At 72.6% G+C, this 21,033-nt stretch carries 26 protein-coding genes; 22 read left to right on the top strand and 4 right to left on the bottom strand.

Annotated elements, in window-relative coordinates; all coding sequences use genetic code 11:
* Nucleotides 1–12: 12 nt before the first annotated feature.
* From ACN27F_RS26935 to ACN27F_RS26990, 12 genes are read left to right on the top strand one after another with little or no spacing between them, the layout of a single operon-like run.
* Nucleotides 13–882, top strand: coding sequence for an ABC transporter permease (locus ACN27F_RS26935; RefSeq protein WP_421438090.1), 870 nt, complete (start codon nucleotides 13–15; stop codon nucleotides 880–882).
* On the top strand, nucleotides 879–1,931 hold the full coding sequence (locus ACN27F_RS26940; protein WP_421438092.1) for an ABC transporter permease: 1,053 nt from the start codon (nucleotides 879–881) through the stop codon (nucleotides 1,929–1,931). The genes ACN27F_RS26935 and ACN27F_RS26940 overlap by 4 nt, the downstream gene beginning before the upstream one ends.
* Before the next feature lie 7 nt (nucleotides 1,932–1,938).
* Nucleotides 1,939–2,631, top strand: coding sequence for an alpha/beta fold hydrolase (locus tag ACN27F_RS26945; protein WP_421438094.1), 693 nt, complete (start codon nucleotides 1,939–1,941; stop codon nucleotides 2,629–2,631).
* Nucleotides 2,628–3,701 carry an ABC transporter ATP-binding protein gene (locus ACN27F_RS26950; RefSeq protein ID WP_421438096.1) on the top strand — a complete coding sequence of 358 codons (1,074 nt, stop codon included), beginning with the start codon at nucleotides 2,628–2,630 and terminating at the stop codon, nucleotides 3,699–3,701. Before ACN27F_RS26945 ends, ACN27F_RS26950 begins: the two co-directional genes overlap by 4 nt.
* Nucleotides 3,698–4,705 carry an ABC transporter ATP-binding protein gene (locus tag ACN27F_RS26955; protein WP_421438098.1) on the top strand — a complete coding sequence of 336 codons (1,008 nt, stop codon included), beginning with the start codon at nucleotides 3,698–3,700 and terminating at the stop codon, nucleotides 4,703–4,705. Before ACN27F_RS26950 ends, ACN27F_RS26955 begins: the two co-directional genes overlap by 4 nt.
* Nucleotides 4,702–5,466: an amidohydrolase family protein gene (locus ACN27F_RS26960; RefSeq protein ID WP_421438100.1), complete on the top strand. Its 765-nt coding sequence runs from the start codon at nucleotides 4,702–4,704 to the stop codon at nucleotides 5,464–5,466. Before ACN27F_RS26955 ends, ACN27F_RS26960 begins: the two co-directional genes overlap by 4 nt.
* Nucleotides 5,463–5,918 carry a hypothetical protein gene (locus ACN27F_RS26965; protein ID WP_421438102.1) on the top strand — a complete coding sequence of 152 codons (456 nt, stop codon included), beginning with the start codon at nucleotides 5,463–5,465 and terminating at the stop codon, nucleotides 5,916–5,918. Before ACN27F_RS26960 ends, ACN27F_RS26965 begins: the two co-directional genes overlap by 4 nt.
* A gap of 56 nt (nucleotides 5,919–5,974) precedes the next feature.
* The gene (locus ACN27F_RS26970) at nucleotides 5,975–6,787 is read left to right on the top strand and encodes a creatininase family protein (RefSeq protein ID WP_421438104.1); all 813 of its coding nucleotides are present in this window, start codon (nucleotides 5,975–5,977) and stop codon (nucleotides 6,785–6,787) included.
* A gap of 26 nt (nucleotides 6,788–6,813) precedes the next feature.
* Complete coding sequence (locus ACN27F_RS26975) at nucleotides 6,814–7,470, top strand: cyclase family protein (protein ID WP_421438106.1); 657 nt, start codon at nucleotides 6,814–6,816, stop codon at nucleotides 7,468–7,470.
* Nucleotides 7,471–7,488: 18 nt separating this feature from the next.
* On the top strand, nucleotides 7,489–9,039 hold the full coding sequence (locus ACN27F_RS26980; protein ID WP_421438108.1) for a gamma-glutamyltransferase: 1,551 nt from the start codon (nucleotides 7,489–7,491) through the stop codon (nucleotides 9,037–9,039).
* Complete coding sequence (locus tag ACN27F_RS26985) at nucleotides 9,039–10,988, top strand: FAD-dependent oxidoreductase (RefSeq protein ID WP_421438110.1); 1,950 nt, start codon at nucleotides 9,039–9,041, stop codon at nucleotides 10,986–10,988. Before ACN27F_RS26980 ends, ACN27F_RS26985 begins: the two co-directional genes overlap by 1 nt.
* The gene (locus tag ACN27F_RS26990; protein WP_421438112.1) at nucleotides 10,985–12,607 is read left to right on the top strand and encodes an amidohydrolase; all 1,623 of its coding nucleotides are present in this window, start codon (nucleotides 10,985–10,987) and stop codon (nucleotides 12,605–12,607) included. Before ACN27F_RS26985 ends, ACN27F_RS26990 begins: the two co-directional genes overlap by 4 nt.
* Here the strand turns inward: ACN27F_RS26990 and ACN27F_RS26995 are convergent.
* The gene (locus ACN27F_RS26995; RefSeq protein WP_421438114.1) at nucleotides 12,592–13,455 is read right to left on the bottom strand and encodes an SDR family NAD(P)-dependent oxidoreductase; all 864 of its coding nucleotides are present in this window, start codon (nucleotides 13,453–13,455) and stop codon (nucleotides 12,592–12,594) included. The genes ACN27F_RS26990 and ACN27F_RS26995 overlap by 16 nt on opposite strands.
* A gap of 100 nt (nucleotides 13,456–13,555) precedes the next feature.
* Here ACN27F_RS26995 and ACN27F_RS27000 point away from each other — a divergent pair, with 100 nt between their 5' ends.
* Nucleotides 13,556–14,161, top strand: coding sequence for a TetR/AcrR family transcriptional regulator (locus ACN27F_RS27000; RefSeq protein ID WP_421438115.1), 606 nt, complete (start codon nucleotides 13,556–13,558; stop codon nucleotides 14,159–14,161).
* Between the two features lie 73 nt (nucleotides 14,162–14,234).
* Here ACN27F_RS27000 and ACN27F_RS27005 read toward each other — a convergent pair whose 3' ends face one another.
* On the bottom strand, nucleotides 14,235–14,411 hold the full coding sequence (locus ACN27F_RS27005) for a hypothetical protein (RefSeq protein WP_421438117.1): 177 nt from the start codon (nucleotides 14,409–14,411) through the stop codon (nucleotides 14,235–14,237).
* A gap of 42 nt (nucleotides 14,412–14,453) precedes the next feature.
* Between ACN27F_RS27005 and ACN27F_RS27010 the strand changes: the two genes are divergently transcribed.
* The 9 genes from ACN27F_RS27010 (at nucleotide 14,454) to ACN27F_RS27050 (ending at nucleotide 19,022) form a co-directional block, all read left to right on the top strand.
* A complete protein-coding gene (locus tag ACN27F_RS27010) occupies nucleotides 14,454–15,272 on the top strand; it encodes a MerR family transcriptional regulator (protein ID WP_421438119.1) in 819 nt (272 codons plus the stop codon).
* Nucleotides 15,273–15,341: 69 nt separating this feature from the next.
* On the top strand, nucleotides 15,342–15,605 hold the full coding sequence (locus tag ACN27F_RS27015; protein ID WP_421438121.1) for a hypothetical protein: 264 nt from the start codon (nucleotides 15,342–15,344) through the stop codon (nucleotides 15,603–15,605).
* An 11-nt stretch (nucleotides 15,606–15,616) separates the two neighbouring features.
* Nucleotides 15,617–15,766: a hypothetical protein gene (locus ACN27F_RS27020; protein WP_421438122.1), complete on the top strand. Its 150-nt coding sequence runs from the start codon at nucleotides 15,617–15,619 to the stop codon at nucleotides 15,764–15,766.
* 33 nt (nucleotides 15,767–15,799) lie between these two features.
* Complete coding sequence (locus tag ACN27F_RS27025; RefSeq protein WP_421438124.1) at nucleotides 15,800–15,961, top strand: hypothetical protein; 162 nt, start codon at nucleotides 15,800–15,802, stop codon at nucleotides 15,959–15,961.
* Nucleotides 15,962–16,172: 211 nt separating this feature from the next.
* A complete protein-coding gene (locus tag ACN27F_RS27030) occupies nucleotides 16,173–16,328 on the top strand; it encodes a hypothetical protein (RefSeq protein ID WP_421438126.1) in 156 nt (51 codons plus the stop codon).
* 121 nt (nucleotides 16,329–16,449) lie between these two features.
* The gene (locus ACN27F_RS27035; RefSeq protein WP_421438128.1) at nucleotides 16,450–17,487 is read left to right on the top strand and encodes a sodium:calcium antiporter; all 1,038 of its coding nucleotides are present in this window, start codon (nucleotides 16,450–16,452) and stop codon (nucleotides 17,485–17,487) included.
* Between the two features lie 263 nt (nucleotides 17,488–17,750).
* A complete protein-coding gene (locus ACN27F_RS27040) occupies nucleotides 17,751–18,017 on the top strand; it encodes a VOC family protein (protein WP_421438130.1) in 267 nt (88 codons plus the stop codon).
* Nucleotides 18,005–18,445 carry a nuclear transport factor 2 family protein gene (locus ACN27F_RS27045; RefSeq protein WP_421438131.1) on the top strand — a complete coding sequence of 147 codons (441 nt, stop codon included), beginning with the start codon at nucleotides 18,005–18,007 and terminating at the stop codon, nucleotides 18,443–18,445. Before ACN27F_RS27040 ends, ACN27F_RS27045 begins: the two co-directional genes overlap by 13 nt.
* A 328-nt stretch (nucleotides 18,446–18,773) precedes the next feature.
* Nucleotides 18,774–19,022, top strand: coding sequence for a type II toxin-antitoxin system RelE family toxin (locus ACN27F_RS27050; protein ID WP_421440473.1), 249 nt, complete (start codon nucleotides 18,774–18,776; stop codon nucleotides 19,020–19,022).
* 26 nt (nucleotides 19,023–19,048) lie between these two features.
* Here the strand turns inward: ACN27F_RS27050 and ACN27F_RS27055 are convergent, their stop codons facing one another.
* Nucleotides 19,049–19,294, bottom strand: coding sequence for a hypothetical protein (locus ACN27F_RS27055; RefSeq protein WP_421438133.1), 246 nt, complete (start codon nucleotides 19,292–19,294; stop codon nucleotides 19,049–19,051).
* A gap of 132 nt (nucleotides 19,295–19,426) precedes the next feature.
* Nucleotides 19,427–21,031, bottom strand: coding sequence for a family 16 glycoside hydrolase (locus ACN27F_RS27060; protein ID WP_421438135.1), 1,605 nt, complete (start codon nucleotides 21,029–21,031; stop codon nucleotides 19,427–19,429).
* Nucleotides 21,032–21,033 lie beyond the last annotated feature (2 nt).

Consider the following 21,033-nt stretch of genomic DNA (forward strand, 5'->3'; position numbering starts at 1 on the left):
TCCGGCGGACCGGTGACGCTGGCCGGGGCGCGACCGCTCGGGCGATGGAGAGCCGCCTACGCACGGCGCTCCATCGCCCGGTCCTGGCTGGCCGCCGGCTCGTGGCTGGTGCTGGCCGCCTTCGTGCTGCTCGCCGCCGCCGGCCCGGTGCTGGTCGGGGCCGATCCACAGCGGCAGACCAACGCCACCCTGGCCGGTTTCGGTACCCCCGGACACCTGCTCGGCACCGACGATCTGGGCCGCGACATGCTCGCCCGGCTGGTGTACGGCGCCCGGCCGCTGCTGCTGGTCGCCTTCCTGGCCACTGCGGTCGCGGCGCTGCTCGGCACCGCCGTCGGGCTGCTCGCCGGCTACCTGGGCGGGCGGTGGGAGCAGTTGCTGATGCGGGTGGTCGACGTCGGCCTGGCCTTCCCGTCCATGCTCCTGATCATCCTGGTGGTGGCCGGCAGCGGCCCCGGCGTACGCAGCCTGGTCGTCGGCATCGGCGTCGCGCTCTCTCCCGGCCTGGCCCGGCTGGCCCGGGCGCTGGCCGCCCGGGAAGCCTCCCGCGACTACGTGCTCGCCGCCCGGCTCGGCGGCACCCGCTCGCCCCGGATCATGGTCCAGGAGATCCTGCCGAACATCGCCGGGCCGATGCTCGCCCAGGTGGTGATGACCCTGTCGATCGCGGCGGGGTTCGCCGCCGGTCTGTCCTACCTGGGGCTCGGCATCCAGCCGCCCACCCCTGACTGGGGCTACATGGTGCAGGCCGGGCAGGAGTTCATCTACACCGCGCCGCGCCTGGTGGTGCTGCCCGCCGCGCTGACCCTGGTCTTCGTGGTCGCCGGCAACTTCGCCGGCGACGACCTGCGCGACGCGCTGGACCCGAGGAGCCGCCGATGATGCGCCTGCTGCGCTCCCGGTCGCTGCCGATGCTGACGCTGCGCCGGCTGGTCAGCGTACCGGTGGTGCTGCTCGTCCTGGCGTCGCTGGTCTTCCTGGCCATCCGCCGGCTGCCGGGGTCGCCGTCGTCGACCCTGGCGGCCGGCGGTACCCAGGGCCTGAGCGCCGAACAGATCTCCGCCAACGAGGCCCGGATCAACGCCGCGCTAGGCCTGGACCGCCCGGTGTGGGAGCAGTACCTGGTCTACCTCGGCGACCTGTCCCGGCTCGATCTCGGCTCGTCGTTCTACGGCGGCAACAGCGTGCTGACCCTGCTCGGCGGGGCGCTGCCGGCCACCATCGAGCTGACCGTCGCGGCGATGCTGATCGCCGTACTGATCGGGGTGGCCACCGGGGTGGTCGCCGCGCTGCGCAAGGACACCTGGGTGGACACCGCGACCCGGTCGGTGGCAACGATCAGTTTCTCGTTGCCCTGGTTCGCCCTCGGCGTGCTCGGCATCGTGATCTTCGGGGTCTGGCTGCAGTGGCTGCCGGTGCTGGGCCGGCTGCCCAGCCGGCTGGACTACCAGCCCACCACCAACGTCGTCCTGCTCGACGCGATCCTGCAGGACCGGCCCGAGCTGGTCTGGCCCTGGCTGCAGTACCTGATCCTGCCGGCCACCACCCTGGCGCTGGCCATGGCCGGGTTCATCACCCGGATAGTGCGGGCGTCGGTGCTGGAGGTACTCGGCGACGACTTCGTGCGTACCGCCCGGATGAAAGGCCTGCGCGAAGGCGCCATCCTGCGCCGGCACGTGCTGCGCAACGCCGGGCTGCCCATCGTCACCGTGCTCGGCCTGCAGTTCGGCTCGCTGCTCGGTGGGTCGGTGATCACCGAGACGGTCTTCTCCTATCCCGGCGTCGGCAACCTGCTGGTCAGCTCGGTGCTGCAGCGCGACTACCCGGTGGTGCAGGGCGCCGCGCTGGCCATCGCACTGCTGTTCGTTCTGGTCAACGCCGCTGTCGACCTGTTCTACCTGGTGCTGGACCCGCGTCTGAGGAAGGGATGAGCCCATCATGGATGTGGTGCTGGTGCACGGTGCCGGCGGCACCCCGACCACCTGGGACGGCGTCGCGCCGCTGCTGCGCGCCGCCGGGCACCAGGTGCACCTGGTCACCAATCCGATGCACTCGCTGGCCGGGGACGTGGCCAACACGGCCGCCGCGCTCGACGCCTGCGCCGGCCCGGTGCTGCTGGTCGGCCATTCGTACGGCGGCGCGGTGATCACCAACGTCGGGCGCGACGAACGGGTCGCCGGTCTGGTCTACGTCGCCGCCTTCGCCCCCGCCGCCGGCGAATCGGTGCAGGCGATCGTCGAGCGCTATCCGCCGGCCGAGGTCAGCAAGCACATGCGGCGCGGCCCGAACGGCGAATGGGCCTCCGAACACACCCCCGAGTACTGGGCGGAGATCGGTTGGGACCTCACCGACGCCCAACGGGCGGTCTTCGACGCCGGTTCCCGGCCCAGCGCCGACGCCATCTTCAACCAACCCACCGGCGAACCGGCCTGGCGTGGGAAGCCGACCTGGTACCTCGTCGCGGCCGGGGACAGGACCCTGCGTCCGCGGATCCAGCGGGACATGGCCGCCCGGGCCGGTGCCATCACCAGCGAGGTCGACGGCAGTCACTTCACCCCGCTGGTCCGGCCCCGGCAGGTCGCCGACCTGGTCGAGCGGTCCGCCGCCAGCCTCACCGGAGCACGGCGGTGACCGGCCCGCGCCGGCCCGTGCCCGGCCAGCCCGGCGCGACCGCACCGCAGCGGCCCGTGCTCACCGTACGAGGGCTGCGGGTCGAGTTCGACGTACCGGCCGGGCGGCTGCCCGCCGTCGCCGGCGTCGACCTCGACCTGCACCGCGGCGAGATCCTCGCGTTGGTCGGCGAATCCGGATCCGGCAAGTCGGCCCTGGCCATGAGCCTGGTCGGACTCAACCGGGGGCCGGGTACCCACATCAGCGGCGAGGTCGACTTCAACGGGCAGAATCTGGTCACCGCCAGCGAATCCCAGCTGCGTCGGGTGCGCGGCAGGCACGTCGCGGCGGTGTTCCAGGACGCCCTCGCCGCGCTCAACCCGCTGCACCGCGCGGGCGCGCAGGTCGCCGAGATGATCCGGACCCACCAGCAGGTGCCCCGGGCGCGGGCCTGGCAGCGGGCGGAGGACCTGCTCGCCGACGTCGGCATCGCCAACCCGGCCCGCAATGCCCGCGCCTACCCGCACCAACTCTCCGGCGGAATGCGGCAACGGGTCATGATCGCCATCGGGCTGGCCAACGACCCGACCGTACTGATCGCCGACGAGCCCACCACGGCGCTGGACGTGACCATCCAGGCCCAGGTGCTGGCCACCCTCAAGCGGCTGCAGGCCGAACACGGCACGTCGATCGTGCTGATCACCCACGACCTCGGGGTGGTCGCCGAGGTGGCCGACCGGGTCGCCGTCATGTACGGCGGGCGCATCGTCGAGCAGGGCACCCGCGAGCAGGTGCTCTACGCCCCGCAGCATCCGTACACGATGGGACTGCTCGGCTCGGTGCCCCGGGTCGACGGACCGGTCGCCGACCGGCTGCCGGCCATCCCCGGCAGCCCGCTCACCGGCGTCGCCCGCCCGTCCGGCTGCGGCTTCGCGCCGCGCTGCGGCTACGCCCACGACGCCTGCGCCACCGCACCGCCGGCGCTGACCCGCCGGCACGGCGGCCCGGGTCAGCACGACGCCTGTCTGCTCGACGCCCCGGCCCGCGCCGCCGCACGCGCTCCTGCGCGCACCGCGGGAGGCCGACCGTGACCAGCGTGCCGTTGCTGCAGATCGCCGGCCTGCGGGTCGAATACCCCGGCCGGGGCGGTGACCCGGTCCGTGCGGTACGCGACGTCGACCTGGAGATCCGCGAAGGCGAGACCCTCGGCCTGGTCGGCGAGTCCGGCTGCGGCAAGTCCACCCTCGGCCGGGCGATCCTGCGGATCACCGAACCCACCGCCGGCAGTATCCGGCTGCTCGGCAGGGAGATCACCGGACTGCGCGGCACCGTGTTCCGGCAGATCCGCGCCGACCTGCAGATGGTCTTCCAGGACCCGTTCAGCTCGCTCAACCCGCGCCGGCGCATCGCCGACATCATCGCCGAACCGTTGCGCCGGGGCCGGGGTGCCAGCCGGGCCGCCGCCGCCCGGGCCGTCGACGACCTGCTCGATCTCGTCGGGCTCGGCCGCGACGTCGGCCGCCGCCGACCGCACGAGTTCTCCGGCGGGCAGCGCCAGCGTATCGGCATCGCCCGCGCGCTCGCCCCGTCGCCCCGGTTCATCGTCGCCGACGAGCCGGTGTCCGCCCTCGACGTGTCGATTCAGGCCCAGGTGGTCAACCTGCTCGCCGACCTGACCCGCGAACGCGGCCTGACCATGCTGTTCATCTCGCACGACCTCGGCGTGGTGCGGCACATCGCCGACCGGATCGCGGTGATGTACCTCGGTCAGATCATCGAGATCGCCGACCGGGACACCTTCTTCGCCGGACCGGCCCACCCGTACGGCGAGGCGCTGCTGTCCGCCGTACCCACCCTGGAACGGACGCCCGGCCGGGAGCGGATCGTGCTCGCCGGCGAACTGCCCGATCCCGCCCACCCGCCGGCCGGCTGTCTGTTCCACACCCGCTGCCGGTACGCCGTCGACCGCTGCCGCACCGAACCCCCGGCACTGCGGCAACTGCACCCGCACCGCAGCGTCCGCTGCCATTTCCCCCTGGTGCCGGAGCACCCGCCGGCACCGTCGACCGTCACCACCGGAGGCGCACCACGATGATCATCGACGCGTACAACACCACGCAGGACGTGCGGGGTCGCTCGGACTACCTCACCGGTGCCCGACCGGGCCAGGCGCCGCCGCCGTACACCCCGTTCGACCCGCGTCGCATCCTGGACCGGATGGACGCCGCCGGGGTGGACATGGCGATGGTCTGCTCGCTGGCCCAGCGAATCGAGAACGACTTCATCATCGGGCTGGCCAAGGCCCACCCGGACCGGCTGTTCGGCTTCGGCCAGGTGCGCCCGGCCGACGATGACGCGCTCGACGAGATCGCCCGGATCGCCGACGCCGGCCTGAAGGGCCTCAAGCTGCACCCCAGCCTGCACGGCTACCACGTGGCCGACCACGGGCTGCTCGACCCGGTCTTCGAAGCCTGCGCCGCGCACGGGCTGATGGTGCTGATCAACGCCCTGGACGACGCGTTCTGCGCGCCGTTGGCCATCGAGGAGGTCGCCAAGGGCCACCCCGGCGTGCCGACCATCATCGCGCACATGGGCGCGGTGTGGAACGTGCCCGAGGCGATCATCGTCGCCGAGCGTAACCCGCACATCTACCTGGAGACATCCGCGACGTTGATCTCCGACGTCAAACGCGCCTACGCCCGGCTCGGGCCGGCGCAGATCCTGCTCGGCAGCGAGTGGCCCGGCTCCGACTTCGACCTGGAACGGATGAAGATCGCCAAGGCCGTCCCGGACGACGCCGACCGGGCCCTCGTCGAAGGCGGCAACATGGCCAGGCTGCTCGGGCTCGCCCCATGATCACTGAAGACGTCACTCCGGTGCCGGCACCGGCCGCAATGACCCCGGGCGAGGTCGAACTGCTCGACGTCGCGCAGCGGCTGCTGCTGCGGATCTGGGTGGCCGGCCGGCACGAGGTGGCCACCGCGCTGCGCACCCCCGACGGCGGCATCCACACCGGCGTACATCTGGAAGGCTCCTGCCGGCGCAGCTCGATCTGCGCCGAAGGGGTCGCCCTCGGCACCGCCCGCGCCGCACTGGCGCCCGATGCCCCGCTCACCGTCGACAGCGTGGTGTCGGTGCAGATCAAACCCGCCGGCCGGTTCCGGATCATCGCCCCGTGCGGGGTGTGCCGCGAGCTGATCAGCGACTACAGCCCGCAGGCCCGGGTCTGGATCACCACCGTCGAGGGCGACGTCACCGCCGCCGAAGCCATCGACCTGCTGCCGGAGAAGACCCGCCGGGCCTGGTGACCACCGTCCGGTGACCACCAGCCGTCCAGCGCGGCGACCCGTGAGGAGACCAGCTCGTGTCCGTACCGTCCGCTTCTGATCTTGACCGTGCGGCGCTCGCCGCCGAACTCGGTGGCCCCGGTACCCCGGTCGCCTGGGCCGACCTGACCTGGCCGGAGGCCGGGCAGACCGCCGCCCGGCTCGATTCGGTGATCATCCCGGTCGGCGCCACCGAACAGCACGGCCCGCACCTGCCGCTCGCCGTGGACACGCTGATCTGCGACGCCGTGGCCCGTGACGTCTCCGCGCTGACCGGCGTGCCGATCGTGCCGCCCATCTGCTACGGGGTGTCCGCCTCACACGGCGACTTCGCCGGCACCGTCGCGCTGCGCCCGGAGACCCTGATCGCCGTCGTCGAGGACGTCATCGACTCGTTGCACGCTAGCGGCGTGCGTCAGTTCATCCTGCTCAACGGGCACATCTGGAACGGCGGATCGCTCGACGTGTCGGCCGAGAAGCTGCGGGTACGCCACCGCGACTCGCGGGTTCGGGCGTTGGCGTACGTGACCATGTATCCCGGGCCGGAGGTCGACGGGCACGTCTACTACGGGCGTGGCCTGATGCACGCCAACTACTTCGAGACCTCGGTCCTGCTGCACCTGCATCCGGATCTGGTCCGAATGGACAGGGCTACCTCGCACCGCGACGTCGACTCGTTCTGGGACTACCGGATGGACCAGGTCAGCGATACCGGTGTGTGGGGCCGCGACGTCACCAAGGCGACCGCCGAGCACGGCCGTGCCGAGTACGACCGCTGCGTGGCGACCACCGCGCGGGCCGTCGCCGCCGCCGTCGGCGAACCCTGGCCCGACCCCACCCACCGGCCCTGACCCCGCAGCTGCTCTGGAGAGCCCGCGTGAAGATCTACGACATCACCCTGCCGATCCACCCGAAGATGCTGCACTGGGGCCGCAAACCCGAGGTGGAGATCGTCGAGTCGCTGGCCAACGGCGATGCGTCCAACGTCACCCGGTGGCGGCTCGGCGCGCACACCGGCACCCACGTCGACGCCCCCGCCCACTTCGTCGACGGCGCCACCCCGATCGACGAGATCGCCCTGGACACCCTGGTCGGCCCGGCCGTGGTCGCCGACCTGACCGGCGTGACCGGCGACATCGAGGTAGCCGACCTGGTCGCCGCCGGTGTCGCCGAGTTGGCCGCCGCCGGGGCCGCCGGTGTGCGGCGGGTGCTGCTCAAGACCGCCAACTCGGCCGGCCCGCTGCGCGAGACCGAGCGTGCGCCGTCGTGGGTCGGGCTGGCCCCGGACGCCGCCCGCTGGCTGATCGACCAGCGGGTCGCGCTGATCGGCATCGACTACCTGACCATCGAGAGCCATCAGCGCACCGACACCTGGGACGCCCACCATGTGCTGCTCAACGCCGGGGTGGTCATCCTGGAGAACGCCGACCTGGACGCGGTGCCGCCGGGAGAGTACGAACTGGTCTGTTTGCCGACCAAACTGGTCGGTGCGGACGGCGCGTTCGCCCGGACCATCCTCATCCGGCGTGACTGAGCGGGCGAGACTGACCGCATGTCGACCGAGATCGCGCTCGCCGCACCCCACCCGTCCGCCCTCCACGCCGCCCGCGACGTCATCACCGCTGGTGGCGGCGTGATCGACGCCGCGTTGGCCGCCGCGGTCGCGCTCACCGTCGCCTACCCGCACCAGTGTTCCACCGGCGGTGACCTGACCGCACTGGTACGCACGCCCGACGGACAGGTCCGCGCGGTGCTGTCGCTCGGCGCGGCACCGGCCGGTATCGACGTCGGCGCGCTGCGTGCCGCCGGCGACCGGATGCCGTCCGGTGGCCCGCTGACCGTCACCGTCCCCGGTGTCGTCGCCGGTTGGGCGGCACTGGTCGACCTCGGTGCCCGCCTGCCGCTGGCCCGGATCGTCGCGCCCGCGGTCGACCTGGCCGCCGGCGGGGTTGCGGTCAGCGCCGGGCTGGCCGCCGCCGCCCGCCGGCGTGCCGACGTGATCCGGGCCGATCCCGGCCTGGCCGCTCTGCTGCTCGACGGCGACGGCGATTCGCTGCCGGCCGGCGCGGTGCTGCGCCAGCCTGCTCTGGCCCGCACCCTGGCCGCTATCGGCGTCGACTGGCGCGACTACTACCAGGGGGAGCTCGCCGGGCGGCTGGCCGCCGGGTTGGCCGTGCTCGGCAGCCCGCTGACCGTCGCCGACCTGGCCGCGCACACCGCCGAGGCAGCCGACCCGCTGCAGTACGTCGACCCGATGCGGGACGCTGCCGGGCCGGCCACCTGGTCGGTCGCGCCACCACCCAGCCAGGGTGCCACCCTGTTGGCGATGCTCGGCGCCGGCGACGGCACATCCGCGGGCATGCTGACCACCGCCCGCCGGGCCGAACTCCGCCGCGACACCCTGCTCGGCGACCCTCGCGTCGGCCCGGTCGACCTCGACGGTCTGCTGCTGCGCGGCGACGGTCCGGCCGGCACGCCAGCCGTACCGCCCGGCGTGGCCAGCTCGACCGCTGCGAAGCCGGCCGGCGACACCGTGGCGGTCACCGCCGTCGGCACCGACGGCACCGCGATAACGCTGATCCAGAGCGTGTTCCAGAGCTTCGGCGCCGGCCTGTGCGAGCCGGGCACCGGCATCGTGCTGCACAACAGGGGATCGGTGTTCAGCCTCGATCCGACGCATCCGGGCCGACTGTGTCCCGGTGCCCGTCCACCGCACACCCTGTGCCCGGCCATCGCCACCGCGCCCGACCGGGTGGTCGCGCTCGGCTGTCAGGGTGGGCGGGCCCAGCCGTGGATCCTGGCCCAGTTGGCCCGCGACGCCCTCGTCGGCACCGAGCCGGACGCCGTGCTGGCCCGGTCCCGGTGGGTGATCGGCGCCCGGGACATCGGCCAGGACCGGCCGACGCTGATGCTCGAACCGGACACCCCGGACGCGGCGACGCTGCGGGTCGCCGCGGCAGACCTCGACCTGCAGGTCGTGCAGCTGTCGCAGCGGCACGACGATGCCGGTCACGTGCAGGTCGCCCGGCTCACCCCGGACGGGCTCGACGCTGCCAGCGACCCCCGCGCCGACGGCGCCGCGACGATCCTAGGTGGACCATGATGGACCAGGCCGAGGCCGCCGCACTGCTCGCCCAGCCGTACCGGCTCGGGCCGGTCACGCTGCGCTCGCGCATCGTCAAGGCCCCGACCTCGACCGGCGCGGCCGAGGCCGCCGGGCACGTCACGCAATGGCACCTCGACCACTACGCGCGGGTCGGCCGAGGTGCCGCACTGACCATCGTGGAGTTCACCGCGATCGACGACCGGACCGCGCCCGGTTTCCCCGGCCATCTCAGCATCGCCAGCGACGACCACGCCGCCGGCTTGGCTGCCGTCGCCGGGCGGATCCGCGCCGGCGGTGGCGTACCCGGGCTGCAGATCGCCCACGCCGGGCGGCAACGCACGCTGCCCGGTGAGTCGCTCGCCGCGTCGGCGGTGCCCTGGCCCGCCGTCGAACGCCGGCTCGGCCTGCGGCCCCGGGCGATCACCGTCGACGAGATCGCCGAGGTGGTCGCCGGCTTCGGTGCGGCCGCCGGTCGGGCCGCCGCGGCCGGGTTCGCCGTGCTGGAGATCCAGGCCGCCAACGGCTACCTGCTCGCCGGGTTCCTCTCCGCGCAGACCAACCGGCGTGACGACGACTACGGCGGTGACCCGCTCCGGCGTCGCCGACTGCTGCTGGAGGTGGTCGCCCGCTGCCGGGCCGGGCTGCCGGCCGCGGTGGCGCTGACCGTACGGCTGTCCGACCGCGACCACGAGCCCGGCGGCCAGGACCTCGCCGAGACCGCCGACCTGGTCCGGGCGCTGGCCGCCACCGGGCAGGTCGACGCGGTGCACGTGTCGTCGGGCAACCACGAGACGCGGGTCCGGCAGGTGCCGCCGGCCGCGGTGGCTCCCGGCGACGCCTGGCGCTCCGCCCACCAGCTGCGGGCGACCGGCCAAGGGATAACCGTGATCGCCTGCGGCGGGATCACCGAACCGGTCCAGGCGGCGACACTGCTGCGCGACGACAGCGCCGACCTGGTCGCCCTGGGCCGGGCGTTTCTCGCCGATCCCGACTGGGCCGGCAAGGCACTGGCCGGGCGCGGTGAGCAGATCCGGCCCTGCGTACGTGGTAACGACGGCTGCCACGCCCGTGGCGCGCTGATCGGACGCCCGGTCAGCTGTACGGTCAACCCGTCGCTGAGCCACCCGTCCCGAGCAGAATCCTCTGTGTTCAATCGGAAAGCTCCGGTGCTGGTCGCCGCAGCCGGGCCGGCCGGGCTGGAAGCCGCACACCGGCTGACCCGGCTCGGACACCGGGTGCGCGTCCACACCGCAGGCCGCCTCGGCGGCGGGCTGCGGGACGCGGTGGACAGCGGGGTGCACGACAGCTTCGCGCCGTACCTGCGCTGGCTCACCGCCCGGCTCGCCGGCAGCGGCGTCGAGGTCGTCGACACGCCGTGCGGCTCCGACGAGCTGGCCGGTGACTGGGCCGGGCTGGTGGTCGCCACGGGTGGCCGGGCACACCCGCTGCCCGGCGCGGTGCCCGCCCTCGACGTCCTACGTGGCGCGGTTCCGGTGCCCCCGGACGGGCCGGTGGTGGTGATCGGTGCCGGGCGCACCGGCACCACCACCGCTGCCGCACTGGCCCGTCGTGGGGCGGGGGTGACCCTGATCGGCGACACCGACCGGGTGCTCGACGCCGAGCCCCCCGACGACCCGCCGACCTGGACCGACCTGCTCACCACGCTCGGGGTACGGATGCTGCTCGGCACCCGGGCCGAGGTGACCGGACCCGGCCGGGTACAGGTGCCCGGCTGGGACCTGCCCGCCGCGCTGGTCGTCGCGGCGGTCGGCCGTCGACCCCGCCCCGACCTGGTCGACGCGGCAGCCGAGGCGGCCGCCGGGCGGCCGGTGCTCGCCTGTGGCGACGCACGCACTCCGGGGCGGCTGCACGACGCCGTACATTCCGGTGCCCGCGCCGCCCGCTCCGTCGACGAGGCCCTGCGACTGGGTCGGGTCGGCCGGTGACCGGCACCCTGCTCGTCGTCGGCGACGTGCACACCCTGGACCCGACCGGCCCGCGCGTCGGCGCGGTCGCGGTCCGCGACGGGCGGATCGTCGCCGTCGGCGACGTGCGTGACCTGCGCCGTCTGCTTCCCACCGGTACGCCGGAACTCGCCCCGCCGGGCGCGGTCGTGCTGCCCGGATTCGTCGACAGCCACGTGCACCTGATGTGGGCCGGTCGGGCCGCCGACCGCGTCGCGTTGGACGACGCCGGTGGTATCCGCGACCTGCAGGACCGGATCGCCGGATACGCCCAGCGTCACCCGGACCGACCGTGGATCGAGGCCAACGCCGGGTTCGACCCAGGCGACCTGGCCGAACGGCGGCTACCGAACGCGGCCGAGCTGGAAGCGGCGGCGCCGGGGCGGCCGGTGCTGCTGGACCGCAAGGGCCACGACGGGATCGTCAACCTGACCGCGCTGCGGCTGGCCGGCATCACCGCCGCCACGCCGGATCCGCCAGGCGGGCGGATCGAGCGGTACGCCGACGGCACCCCGACCGGACTGCTCGTCGAGCATCCGGCGGTCGCCCTGGTCCGGGCGGTGATCCCGGCGCCCGACGAGGCGGCGCGGGTCGGCTGGATCGCCGCCGGGCAGAGGCGACTGCTCGGCCACGGGATCACCACCGCCGTCGACCCTGCCGTGCCGGCCGCTGAACTCGTCGCGTACGCGGCCGCCGCGCGTTGCGGCGCGTTGCGCCTGCGTACCGTCGCCATGCCGCTGGGTAGCGACGACGTCGACGATGCCGCACTACGGCGTACCATCGATGAACTTGACTTCGATCGGATCGCGCCCGAGGTGTTGCGGGCCGGGCCGACGAAGCTGTTCCTCGACGGTGGCGGTTCACTCGGCACCGCGCTGCGTTCGGCACCATGGCCCGGCACCGGCGACTATCACGGCCAGCAGAGTCTGCGGACGCAGACGCTGCGCGCGCACTGCGTGGCCGCTGCGGCGGCCGGGCGCGGGGTCGGCGTGCACGCGGTCGGCGACGCCGCGATCGACCTGACCCTGACGGTGCTCGCCGAGGTCGCGACGGCCACCCCGATAGCCGGTCTGGGCTTTCACCTGATCCACGCCTACCTGGGGCCGAGCGCGCCGGCGATGGCCGCCGCGCGCCGGCTCGGCGTGCCGGTGTCGGCACACCCGGCGCTGCAGTGGGCGTTCGGGCCCAACCTGATCGAGCGGCTCGGCGAGCCGACCGCGGCGACCGCGAATCCGTTGCGGTCCTGGTTGGACGCAGGAGTGACGGTCGGCGGCGGATCGGACGGACCCGGACCGCCGATGTCGGTGCTGCACGGCATGTGGCAGGCACGGACCCGGCGGATCCGGGGGCGGGCCGAGCCGCTCGGACCCGAGCAGGCGATCACCGCCGCCGAGGCGCTGGCGCTGTTCACCAGCGGGGCGGCGCGGGTGGCGGGCAACCCGGCGGCCGGCTGGGGGAGCGGCCTGCTACGCGCCGGTGCCCCAGCCGATCTGGTGGTGCTCGACGTCGACCCGCTCACCCCGGACGCCGACGCGCTGCTCGCCGGCACGGTGCTGGCCACCGTGGTGGCCGGCGAGGTCCGGCACTACGCCGGCAGCTGACCGCCCCGGGCGGCGACCCGGTCCGGCCCGCCGCCACCGGCCTCGGCGGTGGCTTCGTACCGGGTGATCCGGCCGCTCAGGTTGACGGTCTGCCGGCGGCCGAGCAGCCGGTGGCCGTTGGCGGCGATCCGGTTGACCGTCCCGGACACCACGCTCGGCGGCGGGTTGCGCCGGTCGAGGGCACGCAGCGCGGTGGTGACCACCGCGGTGACACTTTGCCGCCGCATACCGCCGTCGGCCGCGTGGGTGCCGAGGACCTCGAAGAACTCGGTCTCGGTCGCGCCGGGGGACAGCGCCAGCACCCGCAGTCCGGTGCCGCGGTTCTCGTGCCACAGGGCCTCGGTGAAGTGCAGGACGAACGCCTTCGTCGCCGCGTACACCGCCATGTTGGGGCTGGGCTGGAAGCCGGCGAGGCTGGCCACGTTCACCAGCACGCCGGTGCCGCCCGCGCGTAGCCGGTCGATGAAGGCGCGGCTGATGTCCACCACGGCGGCGACATCCACCGCGATCTCGTCCCGCAGCCGGCCTGGATCTTCCTGGTGGAACGGCCCGAAGGTGCCGAACGCGGCGTTGTTGACCAGGCTGGTGACGGTCAGCTCCCGGCTGGCCACCTCGTCGGCAAGGCGCTCACCCGCCGCCGGTTGGCTGAGGTCGAGCGGGATCGGGGTGACCCGTACCCCGTAGGTGGCTGCCAACTCGCCGGAAAGTTGGCGTAGCCGCTGCTCGCGCCGTGCGACGAGCACCAGGTGGGAGCCACGGCCGGCGAGCCGGCGGGCGAACTCGGCGCCGATGCCGGAACTGGCGCCGGTGATCAGGGTGGTCTGGTCGCGGTAGTCGACGGGCGTCATCGCGGGCTCCTCTTCACCTTCGACGGCTCGCTGCACTCTATCCGTCATATGCACTCAGTGCAAGTCGTGTCGATAGTGCAGAAGAGGTACGCTGTGCGGTGTGACGGCGGGAGAGACGCGACAGGAAGGTCTGCGGGAGCGGACCCGTCGCGCCGTGCGCGCCGAGATCGCCGGCACGGCGATGCGGCTCTTCCTGGATCGGGGCTACGAGGCCACCACCATGGACGAGATCGCCCGCCGGGTCGGCATCTCGCGGCGCTCGCTGTTCCACTACTTCGGCAGCAAGGAGGACATCGTCCTCGGCGACCACGCCGAACGCGGTGAGATCGTGCGCGCCGCGCTGGAGTCCCGGCCGGCCGAGGAGGATCCCTGGACGGCGATCCGGGCATCGTTGAAGGCGCTGATCGACACCCTGCCGTACTCGTCGGAGGAGTTCCTGCGGATCAGCCGGCTGCTCAAGCAGTCACCCGCGCTGCGCGCCCGGCACGTCGAAAAGAACCAGCAGTGGATCGACCTGCTCGTTCCCTGCCTGACCGCCCGGCTGGCCGGCACCTCGCCGGACCCGTTCGTCGAGCTACGGGCCGGCGCGATCATCGCCGCCGCGATCTCCTGCCTGGATGTCGCCAGCGAGACGTGGGTGAGCAGCGACGGCCGGCTCGACATGGAGATGCTCTACGACGAGGCGGTCGCCGCCGTCCGGCACTGACCCCGGGCCGAGCGCCATCGGCCGCTCCGGCGCGGCCCGAGGAGCCGGATGGCGAACACCACGTACCAGCTCATCACCGGAAGCTGCAGCAGCGGCCGTCGGATCCGCCGGGGTTCAGAGTCAGTCCCGATGGCACCACGACCACCGGACCGGTGACCATTGACACCATCGAGACGAGCAGCAGCACACCGGCCGGCCCGGCGGCCGGACGCCTGTCGGACTTCGGCACGTCCACGTCGGAGTACGTCATGGCGCCGACGCTAGAACTCTGACCCGGGGAGGAGGTCAAGACGTGTGGCGCATCGGGGAACTCGCGCGGATCGTCGGTGTCACCGAACGCACGCTGCGGCACTACGACAAACTCGGCCTGCTGCCACCGGCGGCGGCGGATCCACTGACCGGCTACCGCTGGTACGGGGTGGCCGAACTGCTCCGGCTGGAACGCATCCGTGGTCTGCGCGGACGTGGGTTGTCGCTGCGGATGATCGCCGAACTGATCGACGCGCCGGACGAGCAGGTGCGCCAGGCGGTTCGGGACGCAGCCGCCGTGCTGCGTCGGCAGATCGCCGCCCTGGCCGCCCAGGCCGAGTACGCCGAGGCGTATCTTGCCGAATCGCTTCCGTCGACGCTGCCGGGGCGATCGCCGGTGTCGATGCTGCCCGAACCGGCGACCGTCGGCGCCCGGCGGCTGCGGGTGCGCCATCACCACGTCGCGCATCCACGCGACCTCGCCACCATCTGCCCGGAGCCGCCGTCGACACTGCTGACCTGGCTGGCCGCCCGGCCCGAGCATGGTTTCCCGGCGGCCGTCACCGGACCCGACGTGGGTCGCACGGGCCGGGTCGCCAGCGGTGCCGGCGGTGCCGGCCAGGGTGGCGAGTCGCTGACCCTGCCGGCCCGCACCGTCGTACGGGCGGTGGTGCCGCCGCAGGTCGGCCTGGTGACGGCCGGCCTGTGGCTGTTCGGCTGGCTGGCCCGGCGCGGCTTCACCACCACTGCCGGACCGGCCGTCGAGGACCACCTGGTCGACGCGGAAGGCGGGCGAGCCACCGTCCTGGAGATCCCGGTCCTGGCAACTCACCCCGCCCGGGCAGCGGGCGACGAGCGCTGAGCGCAGGAGACGCAGACCCGCACGGGAACCGCATCGGGACGACCAGCAGCTGAGCAGCGGTCCGGCACCGTGATCGCCGTCGACACTCGCCGCCAGGCCGAGACGGTCACCGCGCTGGCCGGCTGCGGCTCGCACAACGCCGGGGACACCCCGGACGGGTGGCGGGCCGTCCATCTGTTCGCCGGGCTGGACCGGGACCGGGCACCGCAGACCTGGTCGTGCCGGACATCCGGACACTGCCCTGGATCCCGTCCACCTCGCTGGCCGGTCGTGCCGGCGACCGAGTACCGCGCATGCCGGACCGGCCCGGTCGGCGTGACGGCCCAGAAGTGAGAGGAACTGCTGTGATCATACGGATCGCACAGGGTGCGGCGGCGCTGCTGGCCGGCGTCATCGGTCTCGCGCTGGTCGGCTGCGCCGACAACGACGAAAGCTTCGTCGCCGAGGCGGAGCGTCGCCGGCGAGCAGGGCTGGGAGGTCATCAAGCGGGGTAGCGTCCCACCCTGTTCGCCGACGGCGAGCTGGAGATGGGCACCACCAGGGTGTGGCAGATCGGCGTCGACCCGTACCCGGCGATCAAGTTCTGCGACCCGACGTCGGAGCTGACCGGGCAGATGGACACCTTCATCGCGGACGTGGCCGCAGGCGAGATCGACACTGCGGCCGAGGTCGACCGGCTCGGCTCCTGACCGACCGGCTCGGCTCCTGACCGGCCAAAACGCCGACCGCGACCCCGCTGCCCGACGCGGCCGTGCCTACCTCGCCGTCGGCGAGGTCGGTTCGTTCAACCAGAACATGACGGCCGGCCGGGGCTACCTGGTGATCGCGGCCGTGATCTTCGGGGCGTAGCGGCTAGGCCGGACCACGATCGGCTGTGCGGTCTTCGGGCTCGCCGACGCGATGCGGCTGGCCCTGCCGGCGCTCGGCGTGACGCTGAACTCGCAATTGCTGATCGCTACCCCGTACCTGCTGGCGTTGCTGGCCATGCTGGTATTCCCGACGGCGCACCGGGAGCCGAGAGCGCTGGCCCAACCGTTCCAACGCGGCACGATCTGAGTACCGCCGCGCTGATCCTGCCCGGTGGCTTCGCCGGTGGCTGATCCTGCCCGGTGGTTTCGCCGGTGGCTGATCCTGCCCGGTGGTTCGCCGACGGCCGGGATGGGTAGCGGTACCGGGCATGGACAACGGGCCAGTCTGGCCGCTGCTGCCGAGTGTCGTCGCGCTCGCGGTCGCGCTCGTCGTGATCGCCATCGCCGGCAAGGCGCTGGCCGTCACCGCCGACACCCTCGCCGACCGGACCGGCATGGGCGAGGCGGTGGCCGGTGCGCTGCTGCTCGGCGCGGTCACCTCGCTGCCTGGGATCGGTACGACGGTACTCGGTGCGGTCGAGGGCAACGCCGAGTTCGCCATCGCCAACCCGATCGGCGGGATCGCCGTACAGACGGTCTGGCTGGCCATCGCCGATCTGCTCTACCGGCGGTCGAACATCGAGCACGCGGCGGCGTCACTGGAGAACATCATGCAGGCGCTGGTGCTGGTCGCGCTGCTCTGCCTGCCGGTGGTCGCGTACGCCACCCCGACGCTGACCCTCGGTTGGGTGCACCCGGGGAGCCTGCTCATCCCGGTCTTCTACCTCTACGGGCTGTACCTGGTGCGCCGGCTGCGGGAGAACCCGATGTGGCGGGCCGAGCAGACCCCGGACACCCACCAGGACGTACCCGACGAACCCGACAGCGGTGCCGGCGCGCCGCGGCTGTCTCGACTGTGGCTGCGACTGGCCGGGCTCGCCGTGCTGGTCGGTTGCACCGGCTACCTGATCGGACAGGGCGGGCTCGGGGTGATCGAGGCAACCGGGCTGCCCAGCGGCTTCGTCGGATTCACCATCACCACCGCGATCACCTCGCTGCCGGAACTGGTCACCCTGATCGCGGCGGTACGCATCGGGGCGTTGACCCTCGGCATCGGCAACGTCCTCGGCGGCAACGCCTTCGACTCGCTGATGATCTTCCTGGCCGACGCCACGTACCGGCCGGGTTCGGTCTATTCCGACGCAGCCTCCGCCGGCCTGGTGCTGACCGGCGCCACCTCCCTGCTCACCGCTACCCTGGCCGCCGGTCTGATCCTGCGGGAACGGCGGGGGGTCGGCTTCGAAGGCGTCGCCATCCCGCTGATCTACCTGGCCGCCGTCGCCCTGCTGCTGATCAGAGCCACCTGACGTAGGCGACCCCCGGCGTCCAGCGCGGGGTTTGTGTCCCCGGCACATGGACGCGCCAGCCTCCGGCTGAATAGCCTGGTAGGCGCGCTTGTAGTGGACATTTCAGCGCCAGTAGTGAACATCTCGGCAACTGGAGGTTCCTGTGGCGACCGGCCTGACCCGAGCCCGATGGACGCACGTGGCACTGCCCACCGGTGACCTCGACAAAGCCATTGCGTTCTACACCTCGCTGACGCCGCTGGTCGTGGTCGAGCGCTTCGCTGGTGCTGGTCTCCTTCGACAAGGACAAGGGCGGACAGCTCGGCCTGCTGCACCCGTTCGCACACATCGGCATCGAGGTACCTGACCGGTCGGACGTGGACGACATCGCCGAGCGGGCACGCGAGCTGGGCTGCCTGCACTGGGAGCCCCGGCAGATGCCCCGGCCGGTCGGCTACATCTGCGCGGTGAAGGACCCGGACGGCAATGTCATCGAGATCTCCCACGATCAGCAGGTCTTCGACACCGTACGGCGGCTGTGGGCGAGCTGAGCCCGTCCGGCGCCGAGCCGTCCGGGCGGACCAACCAGCGCACCCATGACGCGGTGCTGCGCTATCTGGCCGCCCTCAACGCTCACGACGCGGATGCCGTCGCGGCCAGCGTCAGCGCCGGCTTCGTCAACGAACACACCAGCGCACTCGGCCGTACGGTGACCGGCCGGTCCGCGTACCGACGGCGGCTCGACGGCTTTCTGGCCGAGTTCGCCGACCTGCACTACGAGGTCGAGGAGTTGCTGATCGACGGTGACCGGGCGGCGGTGGCGTACCGGATGTCGTTCCGGTCGGTCTCCGCCGGCCGGGTCGTGGTGCGGCTGCGGGGGATGTTCCGGTTCCGGGTCGACGCGCAGGGGCTGGTCGCCCACCGGGTCGACTACTGGGACAGCGCCGAGGTGCACCGTCAACTCACCGCCGCCACCTAGCACCGCCACTCGGCCGTTCGCGGTCCAGTCGTTGACGTAGAAGCCCCGGCGCGATGGTCAACCACACCGCGTCGGGGACAACATCAGCGGGCGGTGGTCGGCGACCGCGCGCCCGACCGCGTCGAGCAACGGGTGCACCCCGTCCGGCGCCAGTACTGAACGCGTCCTCGTCTGGACTCGATCATATAAATATGTATGCAGAGGGTCAGGGGCGAGAGCACCAGCGCAGTGGACATGGCATTCCTCATGGCGCAACGGCGGGCTCGTGAACAGGCCGGGTGAGGAGACAGACCCCGACGGCGAAGCCGACGGACCCGAACCGTACACCGTGATCCTGGCGCCCGGCGCGAGACGCGCCTTGAATCACGGCCTTCCGGCCGGCGCTGCCCAACTGCACGCACCGCTCGAAGGTCTCTGGCGTGCGAGGCGCGGTGAGTACCGTGTCCGATACCGCATCGACGACAAGCAGCGCGAGGCACAGGTCATCGACGTCGATCACCGCGTGCCGCATACCGTCGCTGATCACCAGGTAGAACGCCAACGACCTCGGGTGTCGGGCGCAAGCGGGCAATCATGACGAAACCGCCACCGGCCGGGTGTCGGTCACGCCGCTTCCGGGTCGAGGCTCGGCACGCCCAGCCCGGCGGCGCGCAGCGCCGACGCCCGGTCGTCCCGGGTCAACTCCTCGCGGGCGAGCAGGCTGGCCAGTTCGGTGATGCCGGCCGCGTCCGGCACCGCGCCCATCCGGTTCAGGAAGCGGGCGACCTGGCTGGCCGCGTCGGCGTGGGCCCGCGCCGCCCGTAGCGCCTGCGCGAGCGCGGCGTCGCCAGCCCGGTCGTCGTCAGCCATGTGACCCCCAGTACGTGTCATCCGCAGCCCACGGTCGATGTCCTCGTCGACCCCTCTACCCGGTGACCGGCCGAACATGCGCGCCCGGCCGGGAGGTGCCGCCACGGCACCTCCCGGCCGGAACGGGTCGGATCAGCCGAGTCGGCCGGCACCAGCGCCAGCGCGGACCAGCGCCGGCACCTGTGGCGCCGGATCGAGTCGGTACGGGTAGTAGGTGCCCGGCTCGACCACCGAACCGGTGGTCTCCGGCACGCCGGAGTTGACGAAGACGTTGTCGCGTTGCACCGCCCGACCCGGCCCGCTGTCGGCGTAGCCGCTGGCGGAGAAGATCGGGTACGGCACGTTCTCGAAGTAGTTGCCCTCCACGAGCAGCCCGGCGTTCTCGGTCGACGCGACGCCGTACAACTCGTTGTCGAGGAAGTAGTTGTTGTAGACGTGCACCGGCTCGGCGAACCGGACCCGGGGGTGGCGCTGCCGGCTGTGGTCGAAGAAGTTGTGGTGGATGCTGACCTTGAGCTTGCCGATGTCGGTCGAGCCGGCGCCGTCGGAGTGGCTGATCAACATGCTCTTGTCGGCGTGGTCGAAGTGGTTCCAGGAGATGGTGACATAGTCCGCGCCGCGGACCACGTCGACGGAGCCGTCCACCGCGCCGGAGAAGGTGTTGTGGTCGATCCAGATGTGGTGCGACTCCTGACCGACGTTGACCGCGTCGTCCTCGGCGTCGGTGAAGTGGATGTTGCGCACGATCACGTTGTACGACCGGTAGAAGTCCAACCCGCCGCCGGTGATCTCGGCGTCGTCACCGAGGCCGACGATGGTCTTGTTCGGCCGTACCCCCTGCTTGCTGCTGATCTGGATGGTGCCCCGCACCTGGATGATCAGCGGACCGAGGGTGTCGATGTAGGACAGGAAGTCGGCGCTGTTGGCAGCGGTGACCACCGGCCCGCCGGCGCCGCCGGTGGTGCCGGCCAGACCGAGGGCTTCGACGCTGGCGAAGCCGTCCGGCTGGTCACCGGTGACCGGTGGCGGCCCGGTCGGCGGCGCGGTGGTCGGCGGGGCCGTGGTCGGCGGTACGGACGGTGACAGCGACGGGGTGGGCTCGGTCGGTGTCGGAATCGGGCCGGTCGTGGTCACCGTGACGTCGTCGAAGTTGGCACTGGCGTTGAACGTGGCCAGCCCGATGCCGCCGCTCGCGTACGTGCTGTCGGTGGCGGTGAGCAGCGGGCCGCCGTCGACCTGACCGGTCAGGGTGGTGCCGGCGACGGTCAGCCGCAGCGTGTACCAGGTGTCGGTGTCCACCGGCACCCCCACGCTGGCCAGCGTGGTGCTCGACCCACCGACGAGACGTTTCAGCTCGACCCGGTCGCTGCTGCGTAGCGCCAGGTAGTAGTAGCTGGTGCTGGCGGCGACCCGGGCCAGCACGGCGGCGAACCGGTCGCTGCCGTTGAACACGGTCGGCTTCACCCGGGCGGTGACCGTGTAGTCGGTCCAGCCGGCGTCGCCGACCAGCGCTCGGGCGTTGGCGCTGGTGCCGCCCTGACGCAGCACCGGCCCGCCGTCGGCGGTGACCGCCCAACTGCCCCCGGAGGTGCTCCAGCCGGCGTGGTCGCCGTCGCCGAAGTCGTCGGTGAACAGGGTCGCCGCCTGTGCGGTTCCGGCGACGGCCAAGGTGGCCGCTGCGACCAGCGCGGCCAGCCCGCCGGCCAGCAGAGCTCTCGTTGCCGTGGGTGGACTCATCG

The sequence above is a fragment of the Solwaraspora sp. WMMB335 genome (assembly GCF_049179075.1).
Taxonomy (GTDB): domain Bacteria; phylum Actinomycetota; class Actinomycetes; order Mycobacteriales; family Micromonosporaceae; genus Micromonospora_E.

Bases quoted from the DNA above. Each gene is read 5' to 3' on its own strand.
- ACN27F_RS26945 (WP_421438094.1), top strand. From the start codon at position 1,939: ATGGATGTGGTGCTGGTGCACGGTGCCGGCGGCACCCCGACCACCTGG.
- ACN27F_RS27005 (WP_421438117.1), bottom strand. From the start codon at position 14,411: ATGACGTACTCCGACGTGGACGTGCCGAAGTCCGACAGGCGTCCGGCC.
- ACN27F_RS26980 (WP_421438108.1), top strand. From the start codon at position 7,489: ATGTCGACCGAGATCGCGCTCGCCGCACCCCACCCGTCCGCCCTCCAC.
- ACN27F_RS27060 (WP_421438135.1), bottom strand. From the start codon at position 21,031: ATGAGTCCACCCACGGCAACGAGAGCTCTGCTGGCCGGCGGGCTGGCC.
- ACN27F_RS26985 (WP_421438110.1), top strand. From the start codon at position 9,039: ATGGACCAGGCCGAGGCCGCCGCACTGCTCGCCCAGCCGTACCGGCTC.
- ACN27F_RS27030 (WP_421438126.1), top strand. From the start codon at position 16,173: ATGCGGCTGGCCCTGCCGGCGCTCGGCGTGACGCTGAACTCGCAATTG.
- ACN27F_RS26960 (WP_421438100.1), top strand. From the start codon at position 4,702: ATGATCATCGACGCGTACAACACCACGCAGGACGTGCGGGGTCGCTCG.
- ACN27F_RS26995 (WP_421438114.1), bottom strand. From the start codon at position 13,455: ATGACGCCCGTCGACTACCGCGACCAGACCACCCTGATCACCGGCGCC.
- ACN27F_RS27055 (WP_421438133.1), bottom strand. From the start codon at position 19,294: ATGGCTGACGACGACCGGGCTGGCGACGCCGCGCTCGCGCAGGCGCTA.
- ACN27F_RS27035 (WP_421438128.1), top strand. From the start codon at position 16,450: ATGGACAACGGGCCAGTCTGGCCGCTGCTGCCGAGTGTCGTCGCGCTC.
- ACN27F_RS27025 (WP_421438124.1), top strand. From the start codon at position 15,800: ATGGGCACCACCAGGGTGTGGCAGATCGGCGTCGACCCGTACCCGGCG.
- ACN27F_RS26940 (WP_421438092.1), top strand. From the start codon at position 879: ATGATGCGCCTGCTGCGCTCCCGGTCGCTGCCGATGCTGACGCTGCGC.
- ACN27F_RS26965 (WP_421438102.1), top strand. From the start codon at position 5,463: ATGATCACTGAAGACGTCACTCCGGTGCCGGCACCGGCCGCAATGACC.